Origin of the sequence: Blautia sp. AF17-9LB (assembly GCF_003479185.1) — a bacterium.
In the GTDB taxonomy this organism is placed as follows: Bacteria; Bacillota; Clostridia; order Lachnospirales; family Lachnospiraceae; genus Fusicatenibacter; species Fusicatenibacter saccharivorans.
Genome location: NZ_QUGU01000026.1, coordinates 1 through 12217, shown reverse-complemented (window position 1 = coordinate 12217; position 12217 = coordinate 1). Strand labels below are relative to the sequence as shown.

15 protein-coding genes are annotated in these 12217 nt (G+C 37.0%); 11 read left to right on the top strand and 4 right to left on the bottom strand.

Translation table 11 applies throughout. The features are described 5' to 3' along the window. The first annotated feature begins 26 nt into the window (after positions 1-26). The 9 genes from DWX00_RS18640 (at position 27) to DWX00_RS18600 (ending at position 6934) form a co-directional block, all read left to right on the top strand. Positions 27-1082 (top strand): ArdC family protein, encoded by a 1056-nt coding sequence (locus tag DWX00_RS18640; RefSeq protein ID WP_117812942.1) that lies wholly within the window; start codon positions 27-29, stop codon positions 1080-1082. Between the two features lie 12 nt (positions 1083-1094). Then, a complete protein-coding gene (locus DWX00_RS18635) occupies positions 1095-1670 on the top strand; it encodes a hypothetical protein (protein WP_117805181.1) in 576 nt (191 codons plus the stop codon). Between the two features lie 94 nt (positions 1671-1764). Continuing rightward, positions 1765-2160, top strand: coding sequence for a hypothetical protein (locus DWX00_RS18630; RefSeq protein ID WP_117812943.1), 396 nt, complete (start codon positions 1765-1767; stop codon positions 2158-2160). A 64-nt stretch (positions 2161-2224) separates the two neighbouring features. Further along, on the top strand, positions 2225-2509 hold the full coding sequence (locus DWX00_RS18625) for a hypothetical protein (protein WP_117805179.1): 285 nt from the start codon (positions 2225-2227) through the stop codon (positions 2507-2509). Positions 2510-2859: 350 nt separating this feature from the next. Next, entirely contained in the window at positions 2860-3255 is a 396-nt protein-coding gene (locus DWX00_RS18620) for a hypothetical protein (protein WP_117805178.1), read from the top strand. Continuing rightward, positions 3237-4619: a relaxase/mobilization nuclease domain-containing protein gene (locus DWX00_RS18615; RefSeq protein WP_117812944.1), complete on the top strand. Its 1383-nt coding sequence runs from the start codon at positions 3237-3239 to the stop codon at positions 4617-4619. The genes DWX00_RS18620 and DWX00_RS18615 overlap by 19 nt, the downstream gene beginning before the upstream one ends. Positions 4620-4634: 15 nt before the next feature. Continuing rightward, positions 4635-4979: a hypothetical protein gene (locus DWX00_RS18610; RefSeq protein WP_118595992.1), complete on the top strand. Its 345-nt coding sequence runs from the start codon at positions 4635-4637 to the stop codon at positions 4977-4979. After that, positions 4958-5659 (top strand): hypothetical protein, encoded by a 702-nt coding sequence (locus tag DWX00_RS18605; protein WP_118595991.1) that lies wholly within the window; start codon positions 4958-4960, stop codon positions 5657-5659. Before DWX00_RS18610 ends, DWX00_RS18605 begins: the two co-directional genes overlap by 22 nt. Before the next feature lie 93 nt (positions 5660-5752). Further along, entirely contained in the window at positions 5753-6934 is a 1182-nt protein-coding gene (locus DWX00_RS18600; RefSeq protein ID WP_117812946.1) for a HipA protein, read from the top strand. A gap of 66 nt (positions 6935-7000) precedes the next feature. Here the strand turns inward: DWX00_RS18600 and DWX00_RS18595 are convergent, their stop codons facing one another. The 4 genes from DWX00_RS18595 to DWX00_RS18580 all read right to left on the bottom strand — a co-directional run bounded on the left by DWX00_RS18595 (position 7001) and on the right by DWX00_RS18580 (position 9965). Beyond that, positions 7001-8620 carry an AAA family ATPase gene (locus DWX00_RS18595; RefSeq protein WP_055265153.1) on the bottom strand — a complete coding sequence of 540 codons (1620 nt, stop codon included), beginning with the start codon at positions 8618-8620 and terminating at the stop codon, positions 7001-7003. A 19-nt stretch (positions 8621-8639) separates the two neighbouring features. Then, on the bottom strand, positions 8640-9212 hold the full coding sequence (locus DWX00_RS18590; protein WP_055265151.1) for a recombinase family protein: 573 nt from the start codon (positions 9210-9212) through the stop codon (positions 8640-8642). A 132-nt stretch (positions 9213-9344) separates the two neighbouring features. After that, a complete protein-coding gene (locus tag DWX00_RS18585) occupies positions 9345-9509 on the bottom strand; it encodes a helix-turn-helix domain-containing protein (RefSeq protein WP_117812947.1) in 165 nt (54 codons plus the stop codon). Positions 9510-9650: 141 nt separating this feature from the next. Next, complete coding sequence (locus DWX00_RS18580) at positions 9651-9965, bottom strand: hypothetical protein (RefSeq protein WP_117812948.1); 315 nt, start codon at positions 9963-9965, stop codon at positions 9651-9653. Between the two features lie 210 nt (positions 9966-10175). Between DWX00_RS18580 and tnpA the strand changes: the two genes are divergently transcribed. Both tnpA and DWX00_RS18570 read left to right on the top strand, forming a co-directional pair. Next, positions 10176-10613: an IS200/IS605 family transposase gene (gene tnpA, locus DWX00_RS18575; RefSeq protein WP_117812949.1), complete on the top strand. Its 438-nt coding sequence runs from the start codon at positions 10176-10178 to the stop codon at positions 10611-10613. Next, positions 10594-11697 (top strand): RNA-guided endonuclease TnpB family protein, encoded by a 1104-nt coding sequence (locus DWX00_RS18570; protein WP_055265145.1) that lies wholly within the window; start codon positions 10594-10596, stop codon positions 11695-11697. The genes tnpA and DWX00_RS18570 overlap by 20 nt, the downstream gene beginning before the upstream one ends. Positions 11698-12217 lie beyond the last annotated feature (520 nt).

Here is a 12217-nt window from a genome sequence, read left to right as displayed (position 1 = left end):
AGTAACTTAGAGAGGAAGTATACCTTATGGCCGAAGAGAAAAAAAACAGATCAGAGGAACTAGAAAGTCTGGATAAGAAAATCAATGAGATTATTAATGGATGGAATCAAAATCCGGAAGAGATTGTTGAATTTTTACAGTTCTCCAGCAAATTTTCTTACGCTTATTCACCACGCAACATGATGCTCATTGCTCAACAGCAAAGAGGAGCTTTACTCTGTAAATCCTTTAAAGCCTGGAAAGAACTTGGTTACTCTGTAAAAAAAGGTGAGCATGGAATGGAAGTGTACGTCCATACACCGATCACTATTTTAAAAACAGATGATGGAGATATTCCTTATAGTAAAGCATCCAAAGAACAGCAGGCCGCTTATGATGTCGGAGAAATAGAAGGAGAGAAACTTTCGTATTTCAAAAAAGGATATACATTTGATATTACGCAGACAAACTTTCCTCCGGAAAAATATCCAAAGCTTCTTGACCGTGGAATTCCATCTGAATTTCACAGAAGCTGCACAAATATATTAAAAGAATACTGTGAAGAGAATCTTGGGCTTAAAGTTTTTCTGCAAGACCAGGAACAAAATATTAAAGGAGTTTCCCTTTATGGCTATCACAGTCCGTCAGAACACGAAATTCATATTGCTTCAACTTTACAGGATACCGCTGCTTTCTCAACATTAACACATGAATTCGGACACGCTCTTGCACATGGATCTGTCGAAGAATCTCTGAATACAAATTTGCATCAAAAAGAATTTGAAGCTGATGTTATGAGTATTATGTTTTGTCAACACTATGGGCTTGAAATAACCGACGAAAGAAAGAGTCATCTTTCTGGTCATTACAAAGATTGGAAAAAATCCGATCCGAACAATTTTCATCCGGATAAAAGTATGCGGAAAATGTTTGACTTATTTAGGGAACACTCAACTGTCCTGGATCAAAAAATAGTTAAAGCTTTTCCAGAGCTTGCAACAAAATTACTTCCGCAAGAACTAGAAGTGAATTCAGAAAAAAAGAAAGTTGTAAATAAAACTGCTAAGAGAAAACCAAAGAAAAAGAAAACACCAAGACTGTAAATACGATTTTTTATGAAGAAGAAAAATAGATGCGCAGACGAATTTCCATCCAGCAGTATCAGAAAATACATCGGCTATCCAGATAGTGCGTATATACATTTTGATGAAGTTGGTGCAGTGCTTTTTATTTTTCGAGCAAATCCTTCTTTGAAAGAATTGGATGGATTCGAAAAAAAATTTGAAATTCGAATTACAGAATTTTCAAAAATCATGTTTATCTCTTTTCGCTTTGGATCTTCTGACTGGTGCAGCATCTCATATTCTCCATACTTAGACACATGGCAGAGCAAACAATTTATTTTTCCGAATTGTAAGTACGGAATAAATTTATTCATAGCACTTTTCGATACATCAACCGGAAAAATATTAAGGGCCAGGATGCTCGATCTTCCGTGCCTCTTTTCAAAAAAAATACGCTCTGCCATTGTACTGCAGGCACTGCAGCCATTCAATAAAGAGAAATATATTAAAGTTATTAAGCAGTTTACTTTTTTTCATTCGCAAGAAGAAATTGCAGTGCAAAGCAAATTATCATCACGCTGCACAGTCCATTATCGTGCATCACAGACTGTCCCTATACAAAAATAATGAATTATTTTCACACCACACATTTCAAAATAATCAGAAAAATGCAGAATCACTATTCTGTGTTTCATAAAAAATTAAAAGTGAGGTAACTAAAATGGAAAGAAAAAAAACTCAGGCAACAACAGCAAAGTTAAAAAAGGTTCAGACCGAAATCAAAAAGACAAAGGATAAACTCAATAAACTTATGGCAGAAGAGGAACGTTTGACTGTTCAGTATCAGACAGAAAGTTACGAAGAGACTTTAGCTTATTTGAAGTCTGCAAGCAAAAATGGAAAGCCAGATCTTGAAGAGATGTGGAAGTTTTTGCAGAGCACTTATTCTCCTGAGTTGAAAAATTCAGTTTCACAATCGACCGGAAATTCTGCACCTTCAGAAGAATCAACTGATGACGTAGAAGAAAATTCTGAAACAGAAGAAACATCCAGCACTGTTCCGGAACAAAAAATTTCTCATTATGATTCAAATGATCTTGAGTTTTTAGCTGACTAATTTTTTGCGGGACATCCTTTTGGGGTGAGGACGTCCCGTTTTTCAAATAGAATCGAGGTAGCAAATGGAAAGCAAAAATTATCATTTCAATGTGAGCAATCCCGAATTGATTTCAAAAATTGAACGCTTCAATGAATATGGATTTGCAAACCGAACTGATTTTTTTCTTGAAGCAATAAAAGCATATGACACAATTTTCACTCCAGAAAATTCTTTGAAAAAACTCATCACAGACGCAGTGATGGATGGAATTGTTGGAGCATTGAACATAGAAACAAACACAACTGATGATGGTGATAAAACAAATTTTGAAGACAGTGATGAAGATTATCTCATCTACATTAAGTAAGAATTGTAAAAATTTACATTACCTTATACCTACGCTCGATATAAAATCGAGCAAAAGGGGTCTTAGGGGACTCCCTAACAAGATGCAAATTGTTTACAATTTGCGTATCTTGCTAATTAAGAAATAGGAATGTGTTTCTTATGGTCGTAAAACGTCCATGAGCCTGCAGCCCCAGTGTTTATGCGGCTTTCCGGGATTTTCATAAAAAACGCATTTTTCTCCACAAAAAGCCCATGGTCATAAAACGTCCATGGATATTTTTGTCATGGTCGTAAAACGTCCATGGGCTTTTTTTAATTGATTTGTCTCGAAAATTTTTATCACCGAGTACAGAAAAGAGGAAAGTATTGATGGAAAAAGAAAATAAAAAAGCAACTGCCTCTGAGAAACTGACGAAGGTAGTTGCCATTCGAATTTCTCAAACTGATTATGATATTTTTTTAGAAAAAGCAAAAATGGAAAATCCGGAATCCACAAAAATAAATATTTCAAAATACTTATGCAGCGTTTTACACGATTCCACAATTTCAAATTTTCATTTTTTAAAAAAGAATTTTCGTCAAGTCGAACAGGCCTTACTCAATATTGACAGCAAACTTTTGCAGATCGAAAAAAATTCGGCAGGATCTTTTTATCCGGAAGAAATGTTGGAAAAAATCTCTGAATGTAAACGGCAGCTTGAAAAATTAGAGTTTGATTTTCAAAAATTGGAAGAGGAGATTTCAAAATGGCAATCACCAAACTGAGTCATGTCAAAGAACGGAAATCCGGAAATCCTAACGCAGGACTCTATAATTGCATTGATTATATTTTGAATCCTGACAAAACAGAAGAGCGTTATATCGGAGGAAACGCGGGTTCCACTACACAGGAAGTATATAACCGGATGATGGCAACAAAACAAGAATTTCGCAAATTGGATGGCCGACAATGTTATCACTTCATTATTAGTTTCGCACCAGGCGAAACGGATGCTATCACCTGCTTCAATATTGCTCAGGATTTTTGTGAAAAATATCTCGCCGGAAAATATGAATACGTTTTTTCTGTCCATACAGATCACGCGCATATGCACGCTCACATAGTTTTTAATTCTGTCAGTTTAGTAGACGGAGTAAAGTATCATTATTCAGATGGACAGTGGAAGAGTAACATTCAACCGATAACGGATCAGCTTTGCGAAAAATATGGACTGAAAAAATTGACTTACGTTCCAGGAAAAAGAAAAGGCGTTGATTATGGAACATGGAGGGAAAAGAAAGATCCATCCGGAAGTCAACGATTACGTGAAGCTATTGACATGGCAATAGCGCAATCTGATTCCTACGATGATTTTCTTTCTATAATGAGGAAGTCATATCAAGTAAAAATTGGGTTTTCACAAAAATGGAATTCTGAATATCTTTCATTTAAAGATTTTAAAACTCCGGCCGGACGATACCGTAGAAATTACGTTCTTGGAAAATCATACACTGTCGCAAGTATTCAAAAGCGCATTTCATTAAATAAGATGGAAATTCCAGAATCATTAAAACGACTGCCACCACATATTCGAGGTTTTGAATCTTCCATCGGCTCTGGTTTTCGTTCAGCAAATGGTTTATACCTTACGCAGCATCAAAAACGTTATATGATTCCATACTGGAGGTTAAAAAATTCCGAACGCACAGTTACTAGTGGCACAGGGAACATTCGAGAATATTCAAAAGAGGCTGATAGAAATTTGCGTGACCTGCAAACCGTGCAAGATAATAAAATTCGAACCGTTCAGGATTTGTCCTCCCGCTTGGATGAATTGAATCAAATGACCGATTCCATTCGAAGAGAACTTCGTGCAATACAGTCTAGCCGTGAAGATTCAGAAACAGAGAATGTCATTTCCGAATATCTTTCCATTCAAAGTGCATTTGCGAATGCCGCTGTTCCTATTGAAATGGAAGGGAAATTTGAAAACCGATTGGATGAGATCGAAGAAAACTATCCGATCGAAGAATTGATACACCAAAAAGAATCTAATAGTAAAAAAGAAAAACAACTACAGAAAGAAATCAAAAATTTGCAACAGGCATCCAGACGTTTATCAAAATTAAAAAAGATCCAAAAGAGATAAAGAGGAGTAGTGAAAATGGCTTTCCAAAAATATTCTGAAGAAAAACGTAATGAAATTTTAGATTCTCAACAGGAAAAAAATGCGCGTGGAAAAATAAGTTTATTACTGAATTTGGGATTTCCCAAAGATTGGATTGAAAAAATGCTTCCTTATATAAATGAGGATACTACATCATGGCAATTACGCATGATCAGTCTTTTCGATCAAGATCCGGAAGATCTCGTAGCCATGTTGGAAGATTCCGTAAAAAATTCTTCTGTAGAAATTTTTCAGTCTATTCGGAAGAAATATTATATTGAAAAAAAAGCAGTGCAGATATTGAACAGATTCAAAAATCAATGGAGCAATACGTTCCATTGATTCATAACCAACTAGACGCTTACAACGAAATGTCCGCTTTGTTGCAGCAGCAATTTGCCGTCCAGCAAGAGAAAGATGATCTACATAAATCTAAAGGTGACCTGCAAGAAAGAATAAATGCTATGCAGAAGGAGCATGAAAAAATTTCCATTGAGAAGGAAGATATTTTTCATCAGCTGCAGGATTCAGAGAAAGAAAAAATTTCCATTCAGCAACAACTCGTTGATGCGACTGAATCGCTGCAGAAATCTCAGGGAACTGCAGCTTCTTATGAAAAACAAATTGCTATTCTGAATAATAGAATTGATGAACTTGAAAAGCAGTTGGAAGTATATCAAGCTAAAGAAAATGAAATTGCCCAGGAAGAAGAGAAGCAGCTTGAACACATTCCCGTTAAACGTCGAATAATCTGGTCATCTTTTTTTCATGACTCTAAAATAAAACGCAAAGAAGAACTAGACATTCAAGAACAGGCTGAACGTGAGAGACTTGCAAAGGAATACATTTATGATCCATCCCATTCTGAAGAACAGGCTGCGCTTTTTCTCGATGCAGCAGGAACAGAAGAGTGGACCTTAGAAGATCTTCGAACACTTGCTGCACAATCAGATATTGACAGCATGAAAATATTACAGCGTAAAATAGAACAGCTGCATAAAGCTTCACAGAAAAAAAAATAATAAATAGCTTTCTTCCACATTTACAGTTGTTGTTTTATTTTGAGGAAAATGATAAAATTAATATAGTTCCATTACTACGGAGGTGATTTAAAAATGTCAGTATCATATTTTAATACAAACGAATATGAATTAATGAATAAAGATAATATTGTTGCAACTGTAAGCTGTACAAGAGATGAATTTAATGACTTATATTTTGAAATTCATCATATATTTTCACAATTACCAATTGGTTTCAAAACATTTAAAGACTGGATCGAAAATCGTAGAGCACCTAGCAATCGCCAGCACATTGAAAAATTGCTTAAGCGTTGCAACTGTTATGATTTAGAAGGCTTCCTTCAAGTTACACATGCTGCAACTTTAAATGATACGTTTTGGGTTCGTCCAGCAAAGAGTCATCTTTCCTGGAATAATGTTTCGTTATTCCAAAATCCTTTCGATGACGTTGTTGCTCGGATAGCCTTTGAAGGTGGTTTATATGGTGAACATTTTTCAACAGCTTCCCCTGAATTTTCTACTGATGGAACTTTTGCAAAGTGTTGGACTCGTTTAGACAATCAAATTTTCCTCATGAAAAGAGGGTCTGAAGGTGGTGCGAATGCTGGGCTTGAGCCATACAGTGAGATGTATGCTTCACAACTAGCCGCTGTATTTTGTCCAGACTCCGTTCCATACGATGTTGTAAATTACCATGAAAAAAAAGCCTCTAAATGTCCGCTTTTTACAAATGAGCAATATGGTTTCGCTCCAACTTATAAATGCATCGGAGTAGAAGCCGGTATTGCCCAAACCCTGCAATACTTTTCTTCTATTGGTAGCGAAAACGCTTTTCGTAGAATGCTAGTTTTAGATGCCCTTATAGTCAACACTGACCGTCACAAAGGAAATTATGGAATATTATTTCAAACTGATACTCTTCAACCGATAAAAATGGCACCTGTATTCGATCACAATCAAAGTTTATTACCATACGCAATGGAAGATGATTTTCGTGATCTCGATTCCTATTTGAGCGAAAAAATTCCACGAATCGGTACAGACTTTTCAGAAACTGCAGCCATGGTAATGACTCCAGATATAAGATCAGATCTAAGAAATTTACAGGACTTTGAATTTTCTGATTCATCAAACGGTTTACCAAAATGGAGAGTAACTGAATTAAACAAATTAATAGTCCATCAATCAAGATCTATCCTTAAATCAAAAAAAATATATATGTCTCCCGATCAACCTAAAAAGAAAAATATTAAAAAATCAACTCCTCGTCTATGAAAAAAATCCGTGTCAATAATTGACACGGATTTTAAAGTTAATGTGATTATGATAGCTCTCTATTCATTATAGTTTACGTGGTTTCTTTCTTGATGTAGTCTTGAGATTTGGTTTGGAAGTATTGCAGTTTTCATTAAGTAATTGTTTTATCTCTGGCCGTGGAGTATTGGAAACTATCGAAAGTCGTTTTAAATACGTTGCTGCATTCAAATAAAGTACATCATTTTGTTTTGAAGAAGCTCCCGTATAAAGTACCAAACGGCTTTTCACCTTTCCAAAATTTTCATCTATATATTCCAAAAAATCAGTGTTTCTTAAATGCTTTGTTTGATCTATTACGATCTGATTAGAGTATTTTACTTCAAACAGATAGCTTTCTCCTTTTTGCTTATCAACCAGTATCATATCAGCTTCAACATGCTGGTTGTTGTTTCTCAAGGTGATGCTTAATTGTGATACGTAATAACGATCCAGATCAATCTTTTGGAATGTTTTATATGTTTCCGCAAGAATTATATTTTCAAGTAAAATTCCTTTTACGAAATGATCTGCTCTTAAAATAAATAAATTTCTGTCAGCTATACCACAAGTATCCTTCCACATAGAATCATCCGCCAAATTTTTGATCAAAGCAGTTGAATGGGCATATATCATACCTGGTTGCATAAAAATTTCTAAATCTTCAGAACGTTCCCCACTATTCAATGAAATATATGATGGAATTTCGAGAAATAGTTCGAGTTCCAACAAGTAATTCTTTAGTTCATCCAGATGTCGCTTACTTAAAGACGTTTGCATTTCATCCAAATCCTTAATTCCCAAAGCATTCTTGGTTGCCTGATTGGCTTCTTCCGTGTTAATTAGTGACACATAAGATGGTTCTTGAATATTATGGATCGTAGAATACAGCGGGGCACTTTTAAAACACTTGTTAACTGCTTTGACCGTAGTGTAATAGCTGAACTTATTAATCATTTTATTCAAAACAGATTTCAATTCATTCTGTTCGTACAACTCAGTTATTGCAGCTCCATACCTTCTTGCATCTTCGCTTTTCTCCAATGAATGTAAAATATTTCCAACAATAGCGGTATTTTGATATTCTTCGCTGGCCTGCAATGTTTTATATGGACTTTTTGTTAATGTTCCTCCGTATTCAATATATTCATCTACGGAATCATTTTCGATAAGTTTTGAAAACTCCGCAAAAGGAATATAGGATGTATGTATCATTTGAATCCTATCATATAAAATATCGGATTGCGCAAGCATAATTCCCAATGAGTCCGTTCCAGCGATAACGATTTTAGCTCCTTTTGCTGCAAAATAATCTGAAAAAGTATTTCCATATTTTTGAAAGTCTGTAACTTCCGTTATTTCATCTAGGAAAAAGTTGCGAACGCCTTTATCGTATAAATCTTCCATTGCCTGCCGCAATTCAAGCATATCACATTCCCGTAGGCAAAGAATATATACTGTTTTTTCTTTGTCTTTATCCGATAGTTCTGATATATACTGATACATCATTACTGTTTTTCCGGTTCTTCGTAGGCCATATAAAGCACAAATCTTTCCAGGATATTCATGCTGCATGAAACCTTTCAATTGATTATAACAATCCCTTTTCCGAACATATGAAGTGGCGATTTGGTTTCCCATAATAATATTAATATTTTTTTCATACATAAATTGCGCCTCCATTTCTTCATTGACTTATTTTATATTCTCGGAACAAGCGGTCAAGCGTACATCTACTTATTTTCAATTCTTTTGCAATCTGCGTTTTCGTTGCCTGTCGGGTCATATAACGATTATAGTATTCTTCGATTCCAGGAACAACGATTTTGTTTCTTCCTTTGTAGCGTCCTTCTTTTTTGGCAATGGCTATTCCTTCCCGCTGCCGTTCCAGAATCATTTCTCGCTCAAACTCTGCAATGGCTGCCATCATGGTGAGCTGCAAACGTCCTGTCGGTGTCGATGTATCAAAGTTTTCTTTGAGACTTACGAACTTTGCTCCAGTATTCTCGATTCTTTTCACGATACTTAAGAGATCATATGCAGTCCGGCCGAGTCTGGAAAATTCTTCCACATATACGACATCATCTTCACGAATGAACCCCAGCATTTCCTGAAGTTTAGGTCTTTTCATCGTTTTACCGGATGCCTTCTCAATAAACCACTTATCAATATTATATTTTCCCAGTGCCTCTCGTTGCCTGGCTTCATTTTGTTCAACCGTTGATACTCTTACATAAGCAATATTCTTACCTTTACTCATTTTTTCCTCTTTGTACAAATAACTTCTTAGATATGGTCTACATTTTGTTCAATAATTGAATCTCTGACTTTATTTTAACATTTTATTGTCCATTTGACAATGTATAAAAACGTACACCCTATTTAGATATTTTTATTGTGACATCACATCTTCCCTTACAGCTTTTTCAAGAAGCTGACGAACATATTCAGGACAGCTGCTCTTACCGGATTCCCAGTTTTCCAAAGTTCGCACAGGAATATTATACTGCCTGGAGAATTCAGCTCTTGATTCAGAAAGCATCTCTCTTATTTCCATTTTTTCTTCCTCATTTGATATTACATATACTTTGCCATTGTGCTCCGCCAAAAGAATCCGTCATACAACCACTCAAGATCGTTTTTAAAAGTTGGCACATCGTGATGGTCTAATTCGGCAACGAATTTTACGTATTCATAGCTATAACCGTTTTTTTTGTAATACGTCAGCAGCGAGTTTATAGCTGTACAAAAAGTCTGCTTTATCAGCAACAGGATCTTCATCATCCCAACTCCACTCATCTTTTTCTTTCTCTTCATCTGTCATGGTGTCGTTTGCCTTTTTGTAAAAGAGAGAGAAAGCATATTTTTCTTCAGCCGGCAGATCTTCCATTTGCATCAAATGAGCCTTTCCCCAGGCATCATCAAAAATTTTTTTAAACTTTGACTTGAGTGGCATAGGAGTTTTATGCTTATACTGATTTATCGTGTCATCAATAATGAGCGCTAAATCCATATCAATGGGAAGTTGTTCTGTAACCAGATATACGCTTTTTTCATCGCAAACAATATAGAAGGTATCATTTTCAGTTTTTAACTATGCTCAGCAAGAAGTCCCCGACTTCTAAAGTGGGGGATGAATTGCGTCCGTCATAAAATATTGAAATACAGGATAAGAAGCGTTATAATAAAATCAGTCGAAGAAAAAAAGAAAGGCTGAACATATATGGAATTAGACAATAATGCACATTCGGTATTTTTGCTGTATTACCATCTTGTCCTTGTTGTCAAATACCGCAGGCAGGTCTTTGATGAAACGGTTTCCGAACGTTCAAAGGAAATCTTTGTGTATATTGCACCGAAGTATAACATTATGTTGCAGGAATGGAATTATGATAAAGATCATGTCCAGATTTTATTTCGGGCGCACCCAAATTCAGAAATCAGCAAATTCATAAATGCATATAAAAGTGCAAGCAGCAGACTCCTGAAAAAAGAATTTCCGCAGATACGGCAGAAACTGTGGAAAGAATGTTTCTGGAGCCAGAGTTTCTGCCTGCTTACAACAGGCGGCGCACCAATAGAAGTCATCAGAAAATATATTGAGTCACAGGGAGAAAAAAGCCGCAAAAGGGGCAGGTCTTATGGCAAACAAAGCATATAAATTCAGGATATATCCGAACAGGGAACAAAAAACACTGTTTGCCAAAACGTTTGGCTGTGTACGGTTCATCTATAATAAAATGCTGGATGATAAAATCAAATATTACGAGAAAACGAAAAAGAAACGGAACAATACCCCGGCGCAGTACAAAAAAGAATTTCCGTGGCTGAAAGAGGTTGACAGTCTAGCCCTTGCAAATGCACAGATGAATCTGCAAAAGGCATATAATAACTTCTTCCGGGATCCGAAAGTTGGATTTCCGAAATTCAAATCCAGACATAAAACCCGCGCTTCTTATACAACGAATAACCAGAAGGGCACGGTAGCCCTTGAAAATGGGCACCTGAAGCTTCCAAAAGCAGGGTATGTGAAGGTCAAACAGCACAGAGCGATACCGGAAGATTACCGGATCAAATCGGTCACCATCAGTCAAAATCCGGGCGGGGACTATTATGCAAGCGTTCTGTTCGAGTACGAAAACCAAGTACAAAAACAGCCCATGCATCAATTTCTTGGTTTGGATTTTTCCATGCAGGAACTGTACAGGGACAGTGAAGGCAGAGAACCGGAATATCCGGGATATTACAGAAAAGCGGAACAGAAATTAAAGAGAGAACAACGAAAGCTCTCAAAAATGCAGAAAGGTTCCAAAAACCGTGGAAAGCAGCGGATCCGGGTTGCCAGAATGCATGAGAAAGTAGCGGCCCAGCGCAGAGATTTTTTACACAAACAATCGCGAAAGATTGCAGATGCGTATGATTGCGTCTGTATAGAAGATCTCGATATGAAAGCAATGTCACAGGCGCTGCACTTTGGCAAATCCGTTTTGGATAACGGCTGGGGGATATTTGTGAATTTCCTGAAGTACAAAATGGAAGAACAGGGAAAACAGCTGGTGAAAGTAGGCCGTTTCTTTGCAAGCAGCCAGCTGTGCAGTGTATGCGGGTATAAGAATACCGAAACGAAGGATCTGCGAATCCGTGCATGGATCTGTCCGAAATGCGGTACACACCATGACAGGGATGTCAATGCTGCAGTCAATATCCGGAATGAGGGTATGCGTCTTATGTACAGCCTGCAGTGACAGGAATATAGAAAAAACCGTGGGGCACACGGGGATAGCTCGCTTATGCTTGACACAGTGGTGTCATCGAACGAGAACCGACGGTTCGCTTTTTGCGAAAGGAAGCCCCCGCCTCTGTAGGCGGGGGAGGATGTCAGTTCGCCCGGCGCGAACGTTATTCTTAAAGGTGAAAGTCCTAAGTGCGCCTGTTAGCGGGAAGCACATAGCCAACAAGGCAAGGGTGTCCATTGTGAGATGGAATCTGAAGGAAGCCTGAGGCAAACCATTGGTCCGACGGACAGAAATCATGTATAAGGCTTACAGTTCGGATAAGACTGCTGAACAAGTTGAAGTCCAATAGCTAACAGAGGACTGGTAGTAGACATGGCGGATAGGTGATGAGAAAGATAGCGTATTTTAACCGGGGAGATCCTATGAGTGGTTTCATCAGCCATAGTAACAACGAATCATAGGAAGTCAGCAGATGTCATAGTGTGCGACTTGCAAGTCGTCATTTAAATTGTGATAAATTCACTACTAC